The organism is Pseudocitrobacter cyperus (assembly GCF_039889165.1).
Taxonomy (GTDB): domain Bacteria; phylum Pseudomonadota; class Gammaproteobacteria; order Enterobacterales; family Enterobacteriaceae; genus Pseudocitrobacter; species Pseudocitrobacter cyperus.
Window position 1 is genome coordinate 1 of sequence record NZ_JAYMYY010000006.1, and the last position, 22,561, is coordinate 22,561.

Here is a 22,561-nt window from a genome sequence, read left to right on the forward strand (position 1 = left end):
GCAGAAGGCCATCCGCAAGGATGGCCTTTTTGCGTTGCAGCGGGAAAAGCCCCGCCCACCGGGCAACACCGCGCACACAAATCCCTCACCTAAATACCCCCGCTACAGCTAATCCTAATTTGTTACCTTGCTAACAAAAAACGTGATAGATATCGCAAAATAATCAATAACAATTATATAACATTTCGTTCACTGAAAATTTATCTGCGTGACGAGTTGCGCCCGGTAAGACAGATAAAACACCTGTAGCAGGAGCATAATTATAATGACCGAAACCAGCGTAGCCGCCGAGCAGTCGCTCACCGATCATGATACCCGTCGCCGGGTCATGGCCATCGTCGGGGCCTCATCAGGGAACCTTGTCGAATGGTTTGATTTTTACGTCTATTCCTTCTGTTCTCTCTATTTTGCCCACATCTTTTTCCCAACCGGAAATACCACGACCCAGCTGTTACAAACCGCTGGTGTTTTTGCCGCAGGCTTTTTAATGCGCCCCATTGGCGGCTGGATGTTTGGCCGTATTGCGGATCGCCATGGACGTAAAAAGTCGATGCTGATCTCTGTTTGTATGATGTGCTTTGGCTCGCTGGTGATTGCCTGCCTGCCGGGATATGACACGATTGGAACCTGGGCTCCCGCGTTGCTTCTGCTGGCTCGCCTGTTCCAGGGGCTTTCTGTCGGCGGTGAATATGGCACCAGCGCAACGTATATGAGTGAAGTCGCAGTAGAAGGCCGTAAAGGCTTCTATGCCTCATTCCAGTATGTGACGCTGATTGGTGGTCAACTGATGGCGCTACTGGTCGTTGTGGTGCTGCAGAATGTTCTGAGTAGTGAGGATCTACATAGCTGGGGCTGGCGTATTCCGTTCGCGCTGGGTGCAGTATTAGCGATTGTAGCACTGTGGCTACGTCGTCAGTTGGATGAAACATCCCAAAAAGAGACCCGTACTTTGAAAGAGGCGGGTTCATTCAAAGGCCTGTGGCGTAACCGTAAAGCCTTCGTTATGGTGCTGGGCTTTACGGCTGGCGGATCGCTGATTTTTTATACTTTTACTACCTATATGCAGAAGTATCTGGTTAATACTGCCGGGATGGATCCGAAAGTCGCCAGTATCATTATGACCGCTGCACTGTTCGTCTATATGCTGGCTCAACCGCTGTTTGGTTTACTCTCTGATAAGATTGGTCGCCGTGCATCGATGCTCTGTTTTGGCTCGCTGGCGACGCTATTTACCGTTCCAATTTTATCCGCCTTGCAGAATGTAACCTCACCGTTTGCCGCATTCGCATTGGTGTTGTGTGCGTTGTTGATCACCAGCTTCTATACCTCCATCAGCGGGATCCTGAAAGCCGAAATGTTCCCGGCTCAGGTTCGTGCGTTGGGGGTTGGCCTTTCTTATGCGGTGGCAAATGCGCTGTTTGGTGGTTCAGCCGAGTATGTTGCGCTGTCGTTGAAGTCGATTGGCTTTGAATCGGCCTTCTTCTGGTATGTGACCGCGATGACGGCACTCGCCTTCCTGGTCTCCCTGATGCTACACCGAAAAGGTAAAGGATTGCGTCTGTAGGATTAGTGTTGCGCCAGTTGCCACACAGCATAGCCTGTTGTGGCACCGGCGACGTCCCACGCGAAATCTTTCCAGCTCCAGCCGCTCCCTTCTGGGCGGCTGTCCCAAAGTTCTTTTGATGCTCCAAGGCTCAGCGAAAACATCACACCCAGCATTGCGCTGCGATCGCGGTTCACTCCCTGATGTTGAAAGTATTCATTTCCGGCGGCAGAGAGCATGGCTGAACCCAGGAAATGCTGGGCTTTATCCTGTCCTGTCCAGTTGTCATTCGCCATATGGCTGCAACCACTCAGGGTCAAAAGCGAAAAGAGGAGAAAAAGGGAACGCATGAATCATCTCCTGAAAAAAAGCCCCGCACTGGACGGGGCGACTCTTTAAAGGATACGGCTGATCAAGCGGTCGATACGAATGCGTCGCAGACGGCGGATCAGTTTGCGTACTTTCACCGGGTAATCAGCAATGCTTTGCAAGTCACGATAGTGATTGACCACAGTGGTATGGGCGCGGATAAGTTTCAATTCCTTCTCGCGTTTTTCCCGCAGTTTGTGCTGTGGGTCATGGATCAGAATTGCATTTTCGAGATCCAGACGCCAGGCGCGTGGATTAAGATTGTTGCCGGTCAGCAGCATCCATTCATCATCAACCCACATCCCTTTCAGGTGATAGCTGTTATCGCCATCTTTCCACAGGCGCACAACTAACTGGTCAGTGTTGACGTAGTACTGTAAACGGCTCAGGAAACGACGTAGGTTGATTTCGTACAGATACGGCAGTGCACCGATAATTTTGAATGGTTCATTTTCCGGGATGAAGAAATCGTTCGCCGTTTTATCGCCAACGATAATTTCGACCTTTTTGCCTTCACGCAGCAGGCGAATGATATTGCGCACTAACAACGCAGGCAGGTTGAAATAGGGTGTGCAGATCGTCAGCTTATGCTCGGCGCACGGCATCAGATGGAAAATGGTTTTATTCAGCAAGCTGGTTTTACCCAGACCAACCAGCGGCGTAACGGAGAGCTGTTCGTCATCGGCGTTGCCCAGATAATGGTATCCCGTATCACGCAGTTCCTGGCGATAAAGGCGAATATCGTTTTTGATTTCCGGGCTTTTTGGTCGGCAACTGTCATCAAGGCGGTTAACACCGCGACCTTCCACTAAATTTTGCCCGACCCAGTCATACATGATGTCCGCCATTTGCGGATTACGAATGCACTGATAGCGGTCGTAACGGTATTTATCATGCTGATGGAGGTAGACATCATTGATGCTCGCGCCGCTGTACAGCACGCTGTCATCAATAATAAAGCCTTTGAAATGGAGAACACCCAGCGCTTCACGGGTGTTAATCGGAACGCCATAAACCGGCACGTCGACGCCCGGATTTTCATGCGCCATGCGGCAGTACCAGTCTGCATTGGTATTTGAGGCGGCGGCGCCGATACGGCCACGCTGCGCGCGGTGCCAGTCAACCAGTACTTTTACTTCCAGCTCGGGCCGTTGACGTTTTGCATCATACAGCGCCTGTAAAATCGCCTTCCCTGCATCGTCCTGCTCCAGATAGAGTGCGACAATACAAATGCGTCGAGTAGCGCCAGCGATTTTTGCCAGCAGCGCTTGCCGGAAATCGGCAGGCGCATAGAAAAACTCAATATCATCAACTGACTGAGAAAGCTTGGGTAGCTGGGCAAGGTGTTGTTGATGTTTATTACGCTTAAATTTTGACAACATCACAGTGCGTTTCTTCTCTGTTTTAGTGAAGGGTCCTCTGTACCAGGCAGACGACGTAAGCGGGCAATAATACCATCTCTGTCGGTCAAGGGTAACATTTCCAGCAACTTAGTCATGACTTAGCTTCAGAGACAGGCCAACGATACCGTCTTCCAGTTGGATATCGACGTCAAATCCCAGTTTACGTGCCAGCGCAATCATTCCACGATTGTTGGGCATCGTAATGCCATTTAAGCGTTGCAAACCGTGACCGCGGGTATAGTTGATCAGTTTTTCCAGTAACCGTCCCCCCAGCCCCAACCCTTTCAGATCGGAACGCACCAACACCGCAAACTCAGCATCAATGTTATCCGGGTCGGAGATCGCACGGGTAACGCCGAGGATCTCCGTCTGCTCTGCGGTCGTATGAACCGCAACGAATGCCATTTCACGATCGTAGTCGATCTGGGTCATGTTCGCTAAATCATCGTGGGTAAATTCGTTGATCTCGCTAAAGTAACGATAGTAGAGATCTTCTTTCGTCACCCTGGCGATAAACTGCTGTAAAAGGGGTTCATCCTCGGGAAGAATTGGCCGGAACAGACAGCGTTCGCCATTCTTCATCGTTATCCACTCTTCGAGTTGTTGCGGATATGGGCGTACTGCCAGGCGACTTTCACTGTCGCCTTCATATGGCGCGATATCCAGCGTAACGTCGAGGGCGGTAAATTCATTGCCCGATGCCAGCAGCGGGTGGATATCCAGACGCTGAATTTCCGGGCAATCGACGATTAAGTTTGACACCTGCACCAGCAGGCGGCTTAAGCCTGGAATATCGAGTGCTCGCAGTGCGCTGCGTCCACGGATCTTCCTGCTCTTAATCGCCTGAATAACCAGATAGCGCGCCAGCGTCATATTCAACGGTGGCAGGGCGACCACCGCTTGTTCTTCCGGCCGCCACTCAACGCCGCCTTCGCCCAGCATAATTAATGGGCCGAATACCGGGTCGTGTTCAACGACGACGCGCAGTTCCTGAGCTCCTGCACGGTTGGCCATGCTTTGCACCAGCAGGCCGTCAATGCGCGCCTGGGGCCATGTCATTTTAACGCGATCGAGAATGGCATCCGCCGCCTGCTGTACTTCTGCCGCTGTGCGTAAGTAAAGCATGACTCCCTGAACTTCCGACTTATGGGGAATGTCCGGTGAACGCAGTTTCAACGCGACCGGATAACCGATCTGCTCGGCGATATGTACGGCTTCGATGCTGTCAGAGGCGATCCAGGTGGGGAGGGTGTGCATGCCGTAAGCCTGCAGAGCAGGGCGGACTTCATGCGTATCCAGTGTGCGTATTTTATTGTTGAGCGCTTGTTGAAGCAGGTCATGCACCAGGTTGGTATTTGCTGTTGGGCTTTGCGGCAGAGCGGGGGTTTCACGTAGTTGTTTCTGGTTACGTCGATACTCCACCATATGCATGAACGCAGTAATCGTACCTTCCGGTGTGCGATAGGTGGGGATACCTGCATCACTAAAGAGTCGGCGCGCTTCAATGGAAGAGTATTCCCCGCACCAGTTCGTCAGCACACTAATGTAGTGCCCACGAGGATGGCGTTTGATGGCATCAATCAGCGCTATTGCGCTTTCAGTGCCGGTGGCTGTGGCGCTGGGAGAGTGGATCACCAATAGCGCATCCAGATCCTGGCTATCGAGCAGCGTATTGACCGCTGTAATATAGTGCTCAATGCTGGCGTTATCACGCAGATCCAGCGGGTTTCCCGCTTCGACAGGTGCTGGCAATAACGCGGTCAGTTTGGCCAGCGTTTCTTCGCTGAGCGTAGCCAGTTTGCCGTTACGCGCCCACAGTTGATCGAGTGCCAGCGCTGCCGGAGCCGCACCATTGCTGATAATCATTAATCGTTCGCCACGCAACGGCCGCATATGGCTTAAGGTTTCGACGGCAGAAAAAAGCTCATGGGTATCACGCACGCGCAATAATCCTGCACGCTGGATGGCAGCATCCCAGGCGGGATCCAGCCCTGTGCCGGCGTGAAGCAGACGCTGCGCTGCCGGACTACGCCCGCTTTTAATCACCAGTATTGGCTTATTACGAGAGGCGCTGCGGGCGGCAGAAACAAAACGCCGGGCATCACTTAAATGTTCCAGATAGAGCAGAATGGCGCTGGTTTTGCCGTCTCGGGCAAGGAAATCAAGCAGGTCGTCTACATCGATATCCAGGCTGTCGCCAAGTGCAATAAAGTAGGAGAACCCCATCTCTCGCTGCTGGGCCCAATCAAGGATCGTATTGGAAACCGCCGCTGACTGGGAGATAAACGCCAGTTTTCCTTTGCGAATCGGTACCGGGGAAAAACTGGCGTTCAACCCCTGCCACGGTGCCAGTAATCCCAGACTGTTTGGCCCCAGCAGGCGCATCTGATAGCGAGCGGCACAGGCGGTTAATTCGGCAAACTGCTCAGGAAGAGATGAGAGAATTATGCAGGTTTTACACCCTTTCTCACCTAATGCTTCCAGTAATTCGAGATTTCGCTTCGCATGGGTACAGAGCACGGCAAGATCGGGAGAAAATGGCAGGCTGGATATAGTCGGCCAGGCCAGGACGCCAAGCACTGCTTTCCAGGCTGGCGTCACCGGCATCACGGGGCCGGTAAAACCACCGGCTAATAGATTACGCATCATCAGAAAGCCAGCGCGTTGCGGCTTCATTGAGGCGCCAATCACGGCAATCGATTTAGGTCGAAGAAGTGCTTCCAGCCCACGTTGACTCATTCCGGCTTCCCTCAGGTATAAGCATCCGTATGAGTCTAAACGTTTTCCTCAGGTTGTGCTGTGATGCTTCCCTTATGCTGGGTTTTTCCTGCCAGATAACGAGTACGAAAACGCGCAAAATGTTCGCCTAACGCACCGGCGGCTTCGGTATCACCTGCGAGGTCAAGCAGCGCCATTGCGACTTCTGCTGTGCAATATTGTCCATCGGCGTGGGCTTCCCTTAGCCCATAAGCGGAAACGCGCGACAAATCGACGGAAATGACCGGGAAGGTATCCAGCCACGGGCTCTTGCGAAACATTTTTCGCGCCTCGGTCCAGGTGCCGTCGAGCATAATAAATAAAGGCGGCTTACCCACTTTTGGCGAGGTCAGTATTTCTCTATTCGCATCCGCATAGGAGGCAGGGAAAACGACAACGGGCTGATAAGCCGGGTTGTTGACCAGTTCCAGTAGCGCAGCAGGCGGTTCGGTACGCGACCATTGAAACGCGGCGGTATCCGGAAGGATATCGGCAATCAATCGTCCGGTATTGCTGGGTTTCATGGGTTCGGTATCAAACATCACCAGACAAAAACGGCTGGTGGCGCTGCGCGGTTGCAGGGTATCGCATAAACACTGCTTTAGCGGTAACAGGCAGCGTTGGCAGCGGCGAATACGATTGCCGCGGGCGAGAAAAGGGCGCGTGGCGCGGGCCAGGCGTTCTGCCCGGAGTTGCAGTACAGCGTTTGGAGTCATGGCAATAGCACTGGAAAAAGGCTATTGTCGCAGAGGTGAAAACGGGGCACAAGATGCGCCCCGCGGATGTTATGCCTCGAGAGCTTCGTTAAGCCAGCTCTCAAAGGGGGCCTTAGGTACAGCGCCATTGAGCATGTCGATCATTTCGCCATTTTTGAAAATCATAATGGTCGGAATGCTGCGGATGCGAAAACGGGCGCTAAGCTCGCGTTCCGCTTCGGTGTTCACCTTGATAAAGCGCATTTTTCCACTGCGTTCTTCCGCCACATCCTCAAAGATCGGCGCGAAATTACGGCATGGGCCACACCACGGTGCCCAGAAATCAATAACGATGGGCAGATCATCTTTCAGCAGCTTGTCCAGCGTCGCGTCAGTGGCGTTGATCACATCGCCATCAAACAGATCATGACCACAGCGTCCACATTTTGCCGCATCATTAATACGATCTTCAGGTATGCGGTTAACAGCCTGACAGTGGGCACAAACGGTATTCATAACTAACCTCTGGGTAGTAGGGTTGCTGAACGGCGAGGTCGCCGAATGTTTCTGTAATGTTACATATTATCGGCGAGACTGTTTTATTCGACAATGCGGTTTACTCAATGAGTACAATAGTCACCATCTTTGATATGAAGTAATGGCTATGCGCTACTACATCAGGTAATCTGCGCGCTTCGCGCAGCGCAGGTGGAGAAAAATATGAGCGACGAACTGAAGAACAAAAACGGCAAAGTCAAAGTGATGTATGTCCGCAGTGATGATGACTCGGATAAACGCACCCATAATCCGCGTACAGGAAAAGGCGGTGGCCGTCCGGGTACACGTGCCGAAGGTGGTCGCCGTCCTGCCCGTGACGACAGAAAAGGCCCGAACCGCGAACGCAGTCGCGATCGTGACGATCGCGGTGAACGCGATAGCTCACCGTGGCGCACGGTTTCCCGCGCTCCGGGTGATGAGACCCCGGTAAAAGCCGATCACGGTGGCATCAGCGGTAAAAGCTTTATCGACCCGGAAGTATTACGCCGTCAGCGTGCGGAAGAGACGCGCGTTTACGGTGAAAACGCCTGCCAGGCTCTGTTCCAGAGCCGCCCGGATGCTATCGTTCGCGCCTGGTTTATCCAGAGCGTCACTCCGCGTTTTAAAGAAGCGCTGCGCTGGATGGCGGCAAACCGTAAAGCCTATCATGTGGTTGATGAAGAGGAACTGGCGAAAGCGTCCGGTACCGAACACCACGGCGGCGTTTGCTTCCTGATCAAGAAACGTAGCGGCACGTCCGTTCAGCAGTGGGTTGCTAAAAGTAGCGATACCGACTGTGTGCTGGCGCTGGAAGATGTCGGCAACCCGCACAACCTGGGCGCGATGATGCGTAGCTGTGCGCATTTCGGCATTAAAGGCCTGCTGCTGCAGGACGCTGGCGTACTGGAGTCTGGTGCGGCAATCCGTACCGCAGAAGGCGGCGCTGAGCATGTTCAGCCGATCACCGGCGATAGCTTCATTGATGCGCTGGATGATTTCCGCAAAGCGGGCTATGCCATTGTGACCACCTCAAGTCGCGCCGAGACATCGCTGTTTAAAGCAGAGTTGCCGAAGAAAATGGTGCTGGTGTTAGGTCAGGAGCGCGATGGTCTGTCTGATGCCGCTCTGTCGAGCGCCGATCTGAGCGTATCAATCGACGGTACTGGTGCGGTAGAAAGCCTGAACGTCTCCGTGGCGACCGGTATTCTCCTCGGGGAGTGGTGGCGTCAGAATAAGGCCTGATAGTGAGCCATATATAAAAAATGCCAGCATTGCGCTGGCATTTTTTTTACTCACTTTCCGCCGGTAATACGGGCATCCAGTCAATCGGCGCTTCACCGCGCTGTGCCAGCCATTCGTTAGTCTGGACAAAGTGGTTACAACCGAAGAAGCCACGGTGGGCGGAAAGCGGTGATGGATGTGGCGCTTTCAGTACGCGATGACGCTGGGTATCAATAATCGCGCCTTTCTTCTGGGCATGCGATCCCCATAATAAAAAGACCACGCCTTCCCTGTGTTGGTTAATCAGGCTAATCACTTTATCCGTAAATGTTTCCCAGCCCAGACTGGCGTGGGAATGAGCCTGACCTGCACGAACCGTGAGTACTGTGTTAAGCAACAACACACCCTGACGCGCCCAGCTTTCCAGATAACCATGTGCCGGGCGGCTAAAGCCCGGAACTGAACCCTCCAGCTCTTTATACATATTAAGCAGGGAAGGCGGGGTGGCGATACCCGGGCGAACAGAAAAGGCGAGCCCGTGAGCCTGGCCCGGCCCATGGTAGGGGTCCTGGCCTAAAATCACGACCTTCACATCGCTGAGTTCAGTGAAACGAAAGGCGTTAAACACATCTTTTTGCGGTGGATAGATAGTCATACCCGCCTGGCGTTCGTTGGCGACGGTTGCCAGAGTGTTCAGAAAATAGGGTTGCTGTTTCTCATCAGCCAGCACATCGTGCCAGGTTAAAGGGGCGCTCATCTCGCTCTCCTGCGGATTATCATGCAGATAGCTTAACTGCTTCTTTCTCCATCACAAAATCGTCTGTAGAGAAAAGCACATGCACATTAAAAAAATTTGAAAATTTACAGGTAAAATGAGGCTCTGGTGCGCGGCATAACTTGATATAAAACAAGTGGAGCGCTGTATGACCATTTTTATGGTGTGGTTTTTGTTGATTTAAATCAAAGAATGCGGGGTGTTTGAGGGGTATATATACACTCAAGCAACAATGGTTTTACCAATTGGCCGGGAACTGGCCGGTTAAAAACGAATATGAATAGCCTAAGGGAGGCATCAAATGATTACTGGTATTCAGATTACTAAAGCCGCTAACGACGACCTGCTCAATTCTTTCTGGCTGCTGGATAGCGAAAAAGGTGAAGCACGCTGCCTGGTTGCCAAAGGTGGTTATGCAGAAGATCAAGTGGTTGCTGTGAAGGCGCTTGGCGACATCGAATATCGTGAAATCCCGGTTGAAGCGAAACCAGAAGTTCGCGTAGAAGGTGGTCAGCACCTGAACGTTAACGTTCTGCGTCGTGAAACTCTGCTGGACGCGGTTGAACATCCGGAAAAATATCCGCAACTGACCATCCGTGTTTCTGGTTATGCAGTGCGCTTCAACTCCCTGACGCCGGAACAGCAGCGCGACGTTATCGCTCGTACTTTTACTGAAAGCCTGTAAGGTTTCAGAGACAGGAAATAAAAACGCCGGGTTATCCCGGCGTTTTTTTTATTCTTCAGTTGACTGTGGTTCCGTCCCGCTTGGCTTGCGACGTTTACCCACATTCTTCGCATCGCGATGGCGTACTTTCACGCGCGGCTTGTCTTTATCTTTCTCTTTTTTCTTCTCTGCGCGCTTCGCCAAAACTTTCTTCGACGGCTTGCCTGTCATTTTTTCACTAGGCGCACGCGTCGTTGGGCGCAGTTCATCGATGACGCGCGCTTTCAGCGGCTCCTCGATGTAACGACCAATTTTCTGCAGCAGCAGGTGGTCGTGCGCTTCAACCAGTGAAACCGCTGTACCTTTGCGGCCTGCGCGCCCGGTACGGCCAATACGGTGCAGATAGGTATCGCCGGTGCGCGGCATATCGAAGTTAATCACGTGGCTGACATCCGGAATATCGATACCGCGCGCGGCAACGTCGGTCGCAACCAGCACGTTTACGCGGCCTTCCGTCAGACGCTTGATCCCTTCAGTACGCTTGATCTGCGCCATTTCGCCTTCGAGATAACAGTTGTTGATCCCGGCGGCACGCAGCATTTCGGCAAGCTCATGCACACGCTCACGTTTACGTACAAACACGATAGCGCGCGTCATGTCTTCTTGTTTCAGAAGGTGCTTAAGCAGCTCGACTTTGTGCTCCAGGTTATCTGCACGGTAGTACCACTGGTGAATTTTCTTGCGTTCACGGGTGGAAGGCGTGGCAGAAACTTCAACCGGATCTTCGAGCAGACGCTCGGCAAAATCTTTAATCGCATCGCCTTCAAGCGTGGCGGAGAAGAGCAGCGTCTGCTTGCGCCAGCGGGTTTCCCCGGCGATATGTTCGATATCCTGAGCAAAGCCGAGATCCAGCATACGGTCAGCTTCGTCAAGAATTAAGGTCTCGACGGCGCGGCAGTCAAAGTTTTCTTCTTTGATGTACTGCAACAGGCGACCAGTGGTGGCAACCACGATATCCTGGTTTTCGCTGAAGACTTCAGCGTGGTTCATGTACGCGACACCGCCGGTAATGGTGGCGATATCGAGATGGGTATTTTTCGCCAGTTCGCGCGCGTGGTCGGCAACCTGCATCGCCAGTTCACGCGTTGGCGTCAGGATCAAGATGCGCGGTGGGCCGGATTTTTTGCGCGGGAAGTCGAGCAGATGCTGCAACGCAGGCAGCAGATATGCCGCTGTTTTACCGGTGCCGGTGGGCGCAGAACCCAAAACATCACGTCCATCGAGCGCAGGCGGAATGGCGGCAGCCTGGATGGCAGTCGGGCGTGTAAAGCCTTTGCTCTGGAGGGCATCCAGCAGGCTTTCATCAAGTTCAAGTTCGGAAAAAGTCGTTACAGTCATTGTCTACCTCAGTGTGAGGCGGTGATTATAGACGTTACGGCTCTAATCTTCATCTGTTTGTATGGCTATCTGTTCTCAGGTATTGTGCTGAGCCAAAACCGGATACTCAAAATCACTATGTCTGACTCGAAACCCACGCTGCGTCGTAATGGATTTACCTTCAAAAAATTTTTTGTTGCCCATGACCGTTGTGCCATGAAAGTGGGGACGGACGGTATTTTGCTGGGCGCATGGGCGCCGATTGCCCATGTCACGCGCGTGCTGGATATTGGCGCGGGAAGCGGGCTGCTGGCGTTGATGCTGGCACAGCGTACCGAGACGAGTACGCACATCGATGCCGTTGAGCTGGATGAAAATGCCGCTGAACAGGCGCGTGAGAACGTCGCGCACTCCCCGTGGCCGCAAAAAATTGCTGTACACACGGCGGATATTCACTCCTGGGTTGCGAGCGTTAATAGTCGCTATGACCTGATCGTCAGCAATCCGCCTTACTACGAGCAGGGCATCGAGTGCGCCACGCCGCAGCGCGAGCAGGCGCGTTATACCACCACGCTCGATCACCAAACGCTGTTGACCTGCGCGGCGAATGCCATTACGGAAGAGGGGTTTTTCTGCGTGGTATTACCGGAGGCGGTCGGCCAACGCTTTACACAACTGGCGCTGTCGATGGGCTGGCATCTGCGTCTACGTACCGATATCGCAGAATATGAGACGCGTCTGCCGCATCGCGTATTACTGGCGTTCTCGCCGCAAAATGGCGAATGCTTTAGTGACAGAATGGTGATCCGTGGGCCAGAGCAGCAATACTCCGAAGCCTATACTGCGCTGACCCAGGCGTTTTATCTTTTTATGTGAGTGAGCGGAGAGAGCACGGATGGGCCGGAAACTGGCAGAAGATCCGGATAATCCAGCGTGTAGTGGAGGCCACGGCTCTCTTTGCGCATCATTGCGCAGCGTACAATCAGCTCCGCTACCTGCACCAGGTTGCGTAACTCCAGCAAATTGTTGGAAACGCGGAAACGCGAATAATATTCGTCGAGTTCCTGTTGCAGCATGCTAATGCGGCGCAGAGCGCGTTCCAGCCGTTTGGTGGTGCGCACAATGCCGACATAATCCCACATCAACAGGCGTAGTTCGTGCCAGTTGTGCTGAATCACCACACGCTCATCGGAGTCGTCAACCCGGCTTTCATCCCAGGCAGGGAGTTTGTCTACCTGGCGGACATTGGCGAGACGTTTATTAATATCCTCAGCCGCAGACCAGCCGTAGACCAGGCACTCCAGCAGTGAATTTGAAGCCATACGATTAGCGCCGTGAAGGCCGGTATAGCTGACCTCTCCGATGGCATACAAACCGTCCACATCACTGCGCCCATTGTCATCCACCATCACGCCGCCGCAGGTATAGTGTGCAGCCGGCACAACGGGAACTGGCTCTTTTGTCAGGTCGATGCCCAGACCCAACAGTTTTTCATAAATCATTGGGAAATGGTGACGGACAAATTCTTCTGGCTTATGGCTGATGTCCAGATACATGCAGTCTACGCCGAGACGTTTCATCTCGTGGTCGATGGCGCGAGCAACCACATCGCGCGGCGCAAGCTCGCCACGCGCATCGAAGTCGGGCATAAAACGGCTGCTGTCCGGGCGCTTCAGCATCGCCCCTTCTCCGCGCAGCGCTTCGGTGAGCAGGAAGTTACGCGCCTGCGGGTGGAACAGGGCGGTGGGGTGGAACTGATTAAATTCCAGGTTAGCGACACGACAACCCGCGCGCCAGGCCATGGCGATACCGTCGCCTGAGGAGATATCCGGATTAGTGGTGTATTGATACACTTTAGATGCGCCGCCCGTAGCCAGTACGACCGATTTCGCCGCGCAGGTTTCGACGCTTTCTTTATTACGATTCCAGATCCATGCCCCTACCGCGCGACGTGTGCCAGGCAGTCCAATTTTATCGGACATAATCAGGTCTACCGCGTTGCAGCGCTCAATCACCCGAATATTGGGATGATTCAGCGCCTTGCTGACCAGCGTGTTTTCCACTTCTTTGCCGGTGGCATCCGCCGCATGCAGAATGCGGCGGTGGCTGTGGCCGCCTTCGCGTGTCAGGTGATAGCTCGCTTCGCCGTTGCTTTGAACCTGGGTATCAAACAGAACGCCCTGGTCAATCAACCACTGGACGCAGTTTTTGGCATTGCTGGCCACGAACGACACGGCGTCACGATCGCAAATCCCGGCACCGGCGATGAGCGTGTCTTCGACGTGGGATTCGATACTGTCGGTTTCATCAAAAACGGCCGCAATTCCGCCTTGCGCGTAGAAGGTTGAGCCTTCGCTGATTGGGCCTTTACTGAGCACAATGACAGAATGCTGCCCGGCAACGCGCAGCGCGAGAGATAAACCGGCAGCACCGCTACCGATGATCAGGACATCACAGGATAGATCTGGAAGAGTGTTCATGATGGTTTGTTTAATTTACTAAACACGGTTTGGTCAGCATAGCATCATAAAGTGCGTAATCGCACACATTTTTTAGCCGGAGTTATAACGACTAAACATAACGGCGTATTCAGAGGCTTTGTAAATGATGGAAAATAATCGAATCTCTGCCTGTGGAAATCAGTATTTATGGTGAAATAAAAGGCGGGTTACGTTACTCTTGCGAGAATTGCGTTTTTCTTTCGCAACTTAGACAACGTAGTGCACGCGTAGACTTATAATGAGAGACAACGAGCAGTCTACAACTGACAAACAAAAAACAAAGGCGTAACGGAACTTTACAATCATCAGACACTCTAACTCTGTGCTTGCTCATAGTGCAGTTATGGAGTGGCGTTTTGATTACGCATTGGAATAGGGTTTGGGGAGAAATTACCTCGGATGAGCGAGCAGTTAACGGACCAGGTCCTGGTTGAACGGGTCCAGAAAGGTGATCAGAAAGCCTTTAACCTACTGGTAGTACGCTACCAGCATAAGGTGGCGAGCCTGGTTTCCCGATATGTACCGTCGGGCGATGTGCCTGATGTGGTGCAAGAGTCTTTTATAAAGGCTTATCGTGCGCTGGATTCGTTCCGGGGAGATAGCGCTTTCTATACGTGGCTGTATCGTATTGCAGTTAATACAGCAAAAAATTACCTGGTTGCTCAGGGGCGTCGCCCACCGTCCAGCGATGTGGACGCAATGGAAGCAGAAAACTTCGAAAGTGGCGGCGCACTGAAAGAAATTTCGAACCCTGAGAACTTAATGTTGTCAGAGGAACTGAGACAGATAGTTTTTCGCACCATTGAAGCCCTTCCAGAAGATTTACGCATGGCAATTACCCTGCGAGAGCTGGATGGCCTAAGCTATGAAGAGATAGCTGCAATTATGGATTGCCCGGTAGGTACTGTTCGTTCCCGTATCTTCCGTGCGCGAGAAGCTATTGATAATAAAGTTCAACCGCTTATCAGGCGTTGACGGTAGCGGAATACTGGAAAAGGTATTAGGCATGCAGAAAGAAAAACTTTCCGCCTTAATGGATGGTGAAACGCTGGATAACGAGTTGCTCACCGAGTTGACTCGTTCGCCGGAAATGCAAAAAACCTGGGAGAGCTATCATCTCATTCGTGATTCGCTGCGTGGCGACACCCCGGATGTGCTTCAGTTTGATATCTCTTCTCGTGTGATGGCTGCCATCGAACATGAGCCTGCTCGACAGACTACGCCGCTCATTCCTGAAGCCCAGCCAGCGCCTCACCAGTGGCAGAATATGCCATTCTGGAAAAAAGTCCGTCCCTGGGCAAGTTCGCTTACCCAAATGGGCGTTGCGGCTTGCGTATCGCTTGCAGTTATTGTCGGCGTCCAGCACTATAATGGGCAATCAGATTCTATCCAGCAGCCCGAAACACCGGTTTTCAATACCTTACCGATGATGGGTAAAGCGAGCCCGGTTAGCCTGGGTGTGCCGTCTGATGCCACTGCGGGAACTGGCCAGCAACAGCAGGTTCAGGAACAGCGCCGTCGCATCAACGCAATGTTGCAGGATTATGAATTGCAGCGCCGCCTGCATTCTGAGCAACTTCAGTTTGAACAGGCACAAACCCAGCAGGCTGCTGTTCAGGTGCCGGGCTATCAAACTTTAGGAACGCAATCGCAGTAATGAAGCAACTTTGGTGTGCCATGTCCCTTGTGGTTGGCAGCCTGTTCTTCTCTGTCAACGCCTCGGCTGATGTCTCGTCCGGGGCGTTGTTGCAGCAGATGAATCTGGCCAGTCAGTCCCTCAACTACGAGCTGTCATTCGTCAGCATCAATAAAACCGGCGTTGAATCGTTACGCTATCGTCACGCGCGTTTGAATAATCAGGCGCTGGCGCAGCTATTGCAACTGGACGGCCCGCGCCGTGAAGTGGTGCAGCGTGGCAATGAAATCAGCTATTTTGAGCCAGGCCTTGATCCGTTTACGCTCAATGGCGATTACATCGTCGATTCCCTGCCATCGCTGGTCTATACCGACTTTAAGCGGCTGGCGCCGTATTACGATTTTATCTCTGTCGGGCGTACCCGAATTGCCGATCGCTTATGTGAAGTGATCCGCGTCGTTGCGCGCGATGGCACACGCTACAGCTACATTGTCTGGATGGACTCTGAAAGCAAGCTACCCATGCGTGTTGATCTACTCGATCGCGATGGCGAAACCCTGGAGCAGTTCCGCGTGATTGCCTTTAATGTCGGCGATCAGGTGGGCAGCAGTATGGATAAACTGGCGAAAGCCAGCCTGCCGCCGCTGCTCTCCGTTCCGGCGGGTAATAAAGTCAACTTTAACTGGTCGCCAACGTGGGTGCCGCAGGGCTTCAGTGAAGTTTCCAGCAGCCGCCGCACGTTACCCACCATTGATACCGCCGTGGAGTCTCGTCTCTTCTCGGACGGCCTGTTCAGTTTCTCTATCAACATCAGCCGGGCCACGGCCAACAGCAGCGAACAGATGCTGCGTACCGGGCGCCGCACGGTGAGCACCACCGTGCGTAATCAGGCTGAAATTACCATTGTCGGTGAACTGCCGCCGCCGACGGCGAAACGCATTGCCGACGGGATTAGCTTCAAGGGCGCACAATGATTAAAGAGTGGGCGACCGTTGTCTCCTGGGAAAACGGTATCGCGAAAGTTCATTGCGATGTTAAAGCGTCATGCAGTAGCTGTGCTTCCCGCGCAGGTTGCGGCAGCCGCGTGCTGAACAAGCTGGGGCCGCAAACCAGCCACACCATTACCGTCCCCAGTGCTGAACCGCTGGTGGCCGGGCAAAAAGTGGAATTGGGTATCAGTGAAAGCAGTCTGTTAGGGTCGGCGATGCTGGTCTATCTGTCACCGCTTGTAGGGCTGTTTATCATGGCATCGCTTTTTCAGGTGCTGTTTTCCACCGACATCGCGGCTATGTGCGGAGCGCTGTTAGGCGGTGTGGGCGGTTTTCTGCTGGCGCGCGGCTTTTCACCGAAACTGGCGGAGCGAGAAACCTGGCAGCCTGTCATTATTAGCGTTGGCCTGCCGCCTGACCTCCTGCGTACTTCCACATCCTCTGAATTGAGCCAGTGATTGCACTGGCTTTATTTTTATTTACATCTGGTATGAGAAAGCCGTGAGCGGAACCGCTATGCTTGCTGGAAGAGCATTTCCTGGTTACGCAGTTGTAGTGTAGAATGCGGCGTTTTCGAACGACAAAAACGTCAGGCACAGAACAGCGGCCTCAAAGTATTCGTAAGGCATAATTATCTTAATATATGAAGAATATACGTAACTTTTCGATCATTGCACATATCGACCACGGTAAGTCGACGCTGTCTGACCGTATCATCCAGATTTGCGGTGGCCTTTCTGATCGTGAAATGGAAGCCCAGGTTCTCGACTCTATGGATCTGGAGCGTGAACGCGGCATTACCATTAAAGCGCAGAGCGTCACCCTCGACTTTAAAGCGGCTGATGGCGAAACCTATCAACTGAACTTTATCGACACCCCTGGTCACGTCGACTTCTCTTACGAAGTTTCTCGCTCTCTTGCTGCCTGTGAAGGCGCACTGCTGGTGGTTGACGCCGGGCAGGGCGTAGAGGCGCAAACCCTGGCGAACTGCTACACCGCCATGGAAATGGATCTGGAAGTGGTTCCGGTTCTGAACAAAATTGATCTTCCTGCTGCCGATCCTGAGCGCGTGGCGGAAGAAATTGAAGATATCGTTGGTATCGATGCGGCAGATGCTGTGCGCTGCTCGGCAAAAACCGGCGTGGGCGTCACTGACGTTCTGGAGCGTCTGGTGCGCGACATCCCGCCGCCGGAAGGCGACCCGGATGGCCCGCTGCAGGCGCTGATCATTGACTCCTGGTTCGATAACTACCTGGGCGTGGTCTCGCTGGTGCGTATTAAAAACGGCACCATGCGTAAAGGCGACAAAATCAAAGTGATGAGCACCGGTCAGGTGTATAACGCTGACCGTCTGGGCATCTTCACCCCGAAACAGGTTGACCGTACCGAGCTGAAATGCGGCGAGGTGGGTTGGCTGGTGTGCGCCATTAAAGACATCCTGGGCGCACCGGTTGGCGATACGCTGACCCAGGCGCGTAACCCGGCTGACAAAGCGCTGCCAGGCTTTAAAAAAGTCAAACCGCAGGTTTACGCTGGCCTGTTCCCGGTAAGCTCTGACGATTACGAAAACTTCCGCGATGCGCTGGGCAAACTGAGCCTGAACGATGCCTCCCTGTTCTATGAGCCGGAAAGCTCTACCGCGTTGGGCTTCGGCTTCCGCTGTGGCTTCCTCGGTCTGCTGCACATGGAGATAATCCAGGAACGTCTGGAGCGTGAATACGATCTGGATCTCATCACCACCGCGCCGACCGTAGTCTACGAAGTAGAGACCACTAACAAAGAGGTCATCTACGTCGACAGCCCGTCCAAGCTGCCGCCGCTGAACAACATCGCGGAGCTGCGTGAGCCGATTGCCGAGTGTCATATGCTGCTGCCGCAGGAGTATCTGGGCAACGTTATCACTCTGTGCGTTGAAAAACGCGGTGTGCAGACCAACATGGTTTACCACGGTAAGCAGGTGGCGCTGACCTATGAAATCCCGATGGCGGAAGTGGTGCTCGACTTCTTCGACCGTCTGAAGTCGACGTCACGCGGCTATGCGTCGCTGGATTACAACTTCAAACGCTTCCAGGCCTCTAACATGGTACGCGTGGATGTTCTCATCAACAGCGAGCGTGTGGATGCGCTGGCACTGATCACCCACAACGACAATGCGCCGTACCGTGGCCGTGAACTGGTTGAGAAGATGAAAGAGCTGATCCCTCGTCAGCAGTTTGATATCGCGATTCAGGCGGCCATCGGCAACCACATTATCGCGCGTTCTACGGTGAAACAGTTGCGTAAAAACGTCCTGGCGAAATGCTACGGCGGTGACGTCAGCCGTAAGAAAAAGCTGCTGCAAAAACAGAAAGAGGGTAAAAAGCGTATGAAGCAGGTCGGTAACGTCGAACTGCCGCAGGAAGCTTTCCTCGCCATTCTGCACGTCGGAAAAGACGGTAAATAATTCTTAAGGAGTTGGCATGGCGAATATGTTTGCCCTGATTCTGGTGATTGCCACACTGGTCACGGGCCTTTTGTGGTGCGTTGATAAATTTATCTTCGCGCCCAAACGTCGGGAACGTCAGGCTGCGGCGCAGGTCGCAACCGGAGATGCGCTGGACAAAAAAACGCTGAAAAAAGTGGGTCCGAAACCGGGCTGGCTTGAAACTGGCGCGTCCGTCTTTCCGGTGCTGGCGATTGTGCTCATCGTGCGTTCTTTTATTTATGAGCCATTCCAGATCCCATCCGGCTCAATGATGCCGACGCTGTTAATTGGTGATTTTATCCTTGTGGAAAAATTCGCCTACGGCATCAAAGATCCTATTTACCAGAAAACGATTATCGAAACGGGTCATCCGAAACGTGGCGATATCGTGGTCTTTAAATATCCGGAAGATCCGCGCCTTGATTACATCAAACGCGCGGTGGGTCTGCCGGGTGATAAAGTCACTTACGATCCGATCAGCAAAGAAGTCACGATTCAACCGAACTGCAGTTCAGGCCAGGCTTGCGGTAACGCGTTGCCGGTGACCTACTCGAACGTTGAACCAAGTGATTTCGTGCAGACCTTTGCCCGTCGTAACGGCGGCGAAGCGACCAGCGGTTTCTTTGAATTGCCGAAAGGCGAAACCAAAGAAAACGGCATTCGTTTGACCGAACGCCAGGAGACGCTGGGTGAGGTGAATCACCGCATTCTGACCGTGCCAATCGCACAGGATCAGGTCGGCATGTACTATCGCCAGTCAGGTTTACAGCCGGCTACGTGGATTGTGCCGCCGGGTCATTACTTCATGATGGGTGATAACCGCGACAACAGCGCCGATAGCCGTTACTGGGGCTTCGTGCCGGAAGCGAACCTGGTCGGGAAGGCGACGGCCATCTGGATGAGCTTCGAAAAACAGGAAGGTGAATGGCCAACCGGTGTACGTTTAAGCCGCATTGGTGGTATTCACTAAATCTTGTCAGGCGTTATGGGGAGGCAATATTGCTCCCCATAAATTATTTAGCAGTTAAATCACTCCAGACTAACGACATCCCTTGTCGTTGCGTATAGAATATCCCCCCGAAGTTACACATGTCTTTCTTAAGAGACACGGCACACGAAACCGTATTGGTATTTTCAGATCTGTTTCGTGTGCTGAATTTTTGACGCATTCATTTATTGGTATCGCATGAACCCCATCGTAATTAATCGGCTTCAACGGAAGCTGGGCTACACTTTTGTTCATCAGGAGTTGTTGCAGCAGGCATTAACCCATCGCAGTGCCAGCAGCAAACATAACGAGCGCTTAGAGTTTCTGGGCGATTCTATTTTAAGCTACGTCATCGCAAACGCGCTGTATCACCGTTTCCCACGCGTGGATGAAGGTGATATGAGCCGCATGCGCGCGACGCTGGTTCGCGGTAATACGCTGGCAGAGATCGCCCGTGAATTTGAACTCGGCGAGTGCCTGCGTTTAGGCCCTGGTGAACTGAAAAGTGGCGGCTTCCGTCGCGAATCTATTCTCGCGGATACAGTTGAAGCGCTGATTGGCGGGGTGTTCCTCGACAGCGATATTCAGAATGTCGAGAAGTTAATCCTCTCCTGGTATCAAACGCGTCTGGACGAAATCAGCCCCGGCGACAAACAAAAAGATCCTAAAACACGCTTGCAGGAGTATCTGCAAGGCCGCCATCTGCCGCTGCCGTCTTATCTGGTGGTGCAGGTGCGTGGGGAAGCACACGATCAGGAATTTACTATCCACTGCCAGGTTAGCGGCCTGAGTGAACCGGTGGTTGGCACAGGTTCCAGCCGTCGCAAGGCGGAGCAGGCTGCCGCCGAACAGGCGTTGAAAAAACTGGAGCTGGAATGAACGAAGATAAAACTTACTGCGGATTTATAGCCATCGTCGGACGTCCGAACGTTGGCAAATCTACCCTGCTGAACAATCTGCTGGGGCAGAAAATTTCCATTACCTCGCGTAAAGCGCAGACCACCCGTCACCGCATTGTCGGTATTCATACGGAAGGTGCTTATCAGGCAATTTATGTCGATACCCCGGGTCTGCACATGGAAGAAAAGCGCGCCATCAACCGCCTGATGAACAAGGCGGCGAGCAGCTCCATCGGTGATGTTGAGCTGGTGATTTTTGTCGTGGAAGGCACCCGCTGGACGCCGGACGACGAAATGGTGCTGAACAAACTGCGCGAAGGAAAAGCGCCGGTGATTCTGGCCGTAAACAAAGTCGATAACGTGCAGGAAAAAGCAGATCTTCTGCCGCACCTGCAGTTCCTTGGCAGCCAAATGAACTTCCTCGACATCGTACCGATGTCTGCGGAAACCGGGCTGAACGTTGATACCATCGCCGGGATCGTGCGCAAACATCTGCCGGAAGCGATTCATCACTTCCCGGAAGATTACATCACCGATCGCTCTCAGCGCTTTATGGCGTCTGAAATCATCCGTGAAAAACTGATGCGTTTCCTCGGCGAAGAACTGCCGTACTCCGTTACCGTTGAAATTGAGCGTTTTGTGACTAACGAGCGCGGCGGTTACGACATCAACGGCCTGATCCTCGTTGAGCGTGACGGGCAGAAAAAGATGGTGATTGGTAACAAAGGTTCCAAAATCAAAACCATTGGTATTGAAGCCCGTAAAGACATGCAGGAAATGTTCGAAGCCCCGGTTCACCTGGAACTGTGGGTGAAAGTGAAATCCGGCTGGGCTGATGACGAGCGCGCGTTGCGTAGTCTTGGCTATGGCGACGATCTGTAAGTTTCCCATACCCTATGGCTTTCATGGTGCAGGAAGGCGGCAAGAGTGTGAATCCCCAGGAGCTTACATTAGTAAGTGACTGGTGTGAACAGTCGCAGCCAACGCACCTGCGGCTTGAAAGACGACGGGTATGATGGAAGGCTGGCAGCGCGCATTCGTCCTGCATAGTCGCCCCTGGAGCGAAACCAGCCTGATGCTGGACGTCTTCACGGAAGAGTCGGGTCGCGTGCGCCTTGTTGCTAAAGGCGCACGTTCCAAACGTTCCAATCTGAAAGGCGCGCTTCAGCCTTTTACCCCCCTGTTAGTTCGCTTTGGCGGGCGCGGTGAAGTCAAAACCCTGCGCAGCGCGGAAGCGGTTTCACTGGCGCTCCCCCTGAGCGGCATCACGCTGTACAGCGGTCTCTACGTCAACGAATTACTCTCTCGCGTACTTGAACACGAAACCCGCTTCTCCGAACTCTTCTTCGATTACCTGCACTGCATTCAGGCGCTGGCGGGAGCATCCGGATCGCCCGAACCTGCGCTGCGTCGCTTTGAGCTGGCGCTGCTGGGGCATCTGGGATACGGCGTCGATTTTCTGCACTGTGCAGGGAGCGGCGATGAAGTGGATGACACCATGACCTATCGCTATCGCGAAGAGAAAGGCTTTATCGCCAGTATCGTGATTGATCATTACACCTTCACGGGTCATCAGCTTAAAGCACTGGCCAGCCGCGAGTTTCCGGATGTGGATTCGCTGCGTGCCGCAAAACGCTTTACCCGTATGGCGCTGAAGCCGTATCTTGGGGGCAAGCCGCTAAAAAGCCGGGAGTTGTTCCGGCAATTTTTGCCAAAAAAATAAAATCCTCCCTTTGAGCCGGC

The 22,561-nt window shown here is 53.1% G+C and carries 22 protein-coding genes; 14 read left to right on the forward strand and 8 right to left on the reverse strand.

The window, feature by feature from the left end:
- The first annotated feature begins 265 nt into the window (after positions 1 to 265).
- On the forward strand, positions 266 to 1,564 hold the full coding sequence (locus tag VSR74_RS17820) for an MFS family transporter (protein ID WP_347795962.1): 1,299 nt from the start codon (positions 266 to 268) through the stop codon (positions 1,562 to 1,564).
- 2 nt (positions 1,565 to 1,566) lie between these two features.
- On the opposite strand, the gene VSR74_RS17825 is transcribed toward VSR74_RS17820, so the two are convergent.
- From VSR74_RS17825 to trxC, 5 genes are all read right to left on the reverse strand, one after another.
- Entirely contained in the window at positions 1,567 to 1,893 is a 327-nt protein-coding gene (locus tag VSR74_RS17825; RefSeq protein WP_347795963.1) for a YfiM family lipoprotein, read from the reverse strand.
- 45 nt (positions 1,894 to 1,938) lie between these two features.
- Positions 1,939 to 3,294 (reverse strand): CDP-diacylglycerol--serine O-phosphatidyltransferase, encoded by a 1,356-nt coding sequence (pssA, locus tag VSR74_RS17830; protein ID WP_347796161.1) that lies wholly within the window; start codon positions 3,292 to 3,294, stop codon positions 1,939 to 1,941.
- 108 nt (positions 3,295 to 3,402) lie between these two features.
- Positions 3,403 to 6,054 (reverse strand): bifunctional acetate--CoA ligase family protein/GNAT family N-acetyltransferase, encoded by a 2,652-nt coding sequence (locus VSR74_RS17835; protein WP_347795964.1) that lies wholly within the window; start codon positions 6,052 to 6,054, stop codon positions 3,403 to 3,405.
- Positions 6,055 to 6,089: 35 nt separating this feature from the next.
- Entirely contained in the window at positions 6,090 to 6,788 is a 699-nt protein-coding gene (locus tag VSR74_RS17840) for a tRNA-uridine aminocarboxypropyltransferase (protein ID WP_347795965.1), read from the reverse strand.
- 69 nt (positions 6,789 to 6,857) lie between these two features.
- Positions 6,858 to 7,283 (reverse strand): thioredoxin TrxC, encoded by a 426-nt coding sequence (gene trxC / locus VSR74_RS17845; protein WP_347795966.1) that lies wholly within the window; start codon positions 7,281 to 7,283, stop codon positions 6,858 to 6,860.
- Positions 7,284 to 7,487: 204 nt separating this feature from the next.
- Here trxC and VSR74_RS17850 point away from each other — a divergent pair, with 204 nt between their 5' ends.
- The gene (locus VSR74_RS17850) at positions 7,488 to 8,546 is read left to right on the forward strand and encodes a tRNA/rRNA methyltransferase (RefSeq protein ID WP_347795967.1); all 1,059 of its coding nucleotides are present in this window, start codon (positions 7,488 to 7,490) and stop codon (positions 8,544 to 8,546) included.
- A 46-nt stretch (positions 8,547 to 8,592) separates the two neighbouring features.
- Here the strand turns inward: VSR74_RS17850 and ung are convergent, their stop codons facing one another.
- On the reverse strand, positions 8,593 to 9,282 hold the full coding sequence (gene ung / locus VSR74_RS17855) for a uracil-DNA glycosylase (protein WP_347795968.1): 690 nt from the start codon (positions 9,280 to 9,282) through the stop codon (positions 8,593 to 8,595).
- 319 nt (positions 9,283 to 9,601) lie between these two features.
- On the opposite strand from ung, the gene grcA reads away from it, so the two are divergent.
- Complete coding sequence (grcA, locus tag VSR74_RS17860; RefSeq protein ID WP_347795969.1) at positions 9,602 to 9,985, forward strand: autonomous glycyl radical cofactor GrcA; 384 nt, start codon at positions 9,602 to 9,604, stop codon at positions 9,983 to 9,985.
- A 48-nt stretch (positions 9,986 to 10,033) separates the two neighbouring features.
- Here grcA and srmB read toward each other — a convergent pair whose 3' ends face one another.
- Positions 10,034 to 11,362 (reverse strand): ATP-dependent RNA helicase SrmB, encoded by a 1,329-nt coding sequence (srmB, locus tag VSR74_RS17865; RefSeq protein WP_347795970.1) that lies wholly within the window; start codon positions 11,360 to 11,362, stop codon positions 10,034 to 10,036.
- A gap of 117 nt (positions 11,363 to 11,479) precedes the next feature.
- On the opposite strand from srmB, the gene trmN reads away from it, so the two are divergent.
- Positions 11,480 to 12,217, forward strand: a complete 738-nt coding sequence (gene trmN / locus VSR74_RS17870; RefSeq protein ID WP_347795971.1) for a tRNA(1)(Val) (adenine(37)-N(6))-methyltransferase TrmN — start codon at positions 11,480 to 11,482, stop codon at positions 12,215 to 12,217.
- Here the strand turns inward: trmN and nadB are convergent.
- Positions 12,202 to 13,821 carry an L-aspartate oxidase gene (gene nadB, locus VSR74_RS17875; protein ID WP_347795972.1) on the reverse strand — a complete coding sequence of 540 codons (1,620 nt, stop codon included), beginning with the start codon at positions 13,819 to 13,821 and terminating at the stop codon, positions 12,202 to 12,204. The two genes, trmN and nadB, sit on opposite strands and share 16 nt — an antisense overlap.
- 284 nt (positions 13,822 to 14,105) lie before the next feature.
- Here nadB and rseD point away from each other — a divergent pair, with 284 nt between their 5' ends.
- The 10 genes from rseD (at position 14,106) to recO (ending at position 22,541) form a co-directional block, all read left to right on the forward strand.
- Positions 14,106 to 14,276: a rpoE leader peptide RseD gene (gene rseD, locus VSR74_RS23270; RefSeq protein WP_411914266.1), complete on the forward strand. Its 171-nt coding sequence runs from the start codon at positions 14,106 to 14,108 to the stop codon at positions 14,274 to 14,276.
- On the forward strand, positions 14,242 to 14,817 hold the full coding sequence (gene rpoE, locus VSR74_RS17880; RefSeq protein WP_347795973.1) for an RNA polymerase sigma factor RpoE: 576 nt from the start codon (positions 14,242 to 14,244) through the stop codon (positions 14,815 to 14,817). The genes rseD and rpoE overlap by 35 nt, the downstream gene beginning before the upstream one ends.
- A 31-nt stretch (positions 14,818 to 14,848) precedes the next feature.
- Positions 14,849 to 15,499 carry an anti-sigma-E factor RseA gene (gene rseA / locus VSR74_RS17885; RefSeq protein ID WP_347795974.1) on the forward strand — a complete coding sequence of 217 codons (651 nt, stop codon included), beginning with the start codon at positions 14,849 to 14,851 and terminating at the stop codon, positions 15,497 to 15,499.
- On the forward strand, positions 15,499 to 16,452 hold the full coding sequence (gene rseB, locus VSR74_RS17890; protein ID WP_347795975.1) for a sigma-E factor regulatory protein RseB: 954 nt from the start codon (positions 15,499 to 15,501) through the stop codon (positions 16,450 to 16,452). The genes rseA and rseB overlap by 1 nt, the downstream gene beginning before the upstream one ends.
- Positions 16,449 to 16,925 (forward strand): SoxR-reducing system protein RseC, encoded by a 477-nt coding sequence (rseC, locus tag VSR74_RS17895; RefSeq protein ID WP_347795976.1) that lies wholly within the window; start codon positions 16,449 to 16,451, stop codon positions 16,923 to 16,925. The genes rseB and rseC overlap by 4 nt, the downstream gene beginning before the upstream one ends.
- Before the next feature lie 185 nt (positions 16,926 to 17,110).
- Complete coding sequence (gene lepA, locus VSR74_RS17900) at positions 17,111 to 18,910, forward strand: translation elongation factor 4 (RefSeq protein WP_347795977.1); 1,800 nt, start codon at positions 17,111 to 17,113, stop codon at positions 18,908 to 18,910.
- A gap of 16 nt (positions 18,911 to 18,926) precedes the next feature.
- Positions 18,927 to 19,901, forward strand: coding sequence for a signal peptidase I (lepB, locus tag VSR74_RS17905; RefSeq protein WP_149464830.1), 975 nt, complete (start codon positions 18,927 to 18,929; stop codon positions 19,899 to 19,901).
- Between the two features lie 216 nt (positions 19,902 to 20,117).
- The gene (gene rnc / locus VSR74_RS17910; protein ID WP_015963393.1) at positions 20,118 to 20,798 is read left to right on the forward strand and encodes a ribonuclease III; all 681 of its coding nucleotides are present in this window, start codon (positions 20,118 to 20,120) and stop codon (positions 20,796 to 20,798) included.
- Positions 20,795 to 21,700, forward strand: coding sequence for a GTPase Era (gene era, locus VSR74_RS17915; protein ID WP_276223675.1), 906 nt, complete (start codon positions 20,795 to 20,797; stop codon positions 21,698 to 21,700). Before rnc ends, era begins: the two co-directional genes overlap by 4 nt.
- 133 nt (positions 21,701 to 21,833) lie before the next feature.
- Complete coding sequence (gene recO / locus VSR74_RS17920) at positions 21,834 to 22,541, forward strand: DNA repair protein RecO (protein ID WP_347796162.1); 708 nt, start codon at positions 21,834 to 21,836, stop codon at positions 22,539 to 22,541.
- Positions 22,542 to 22,561: the final 20 nt, after the last annotated feature.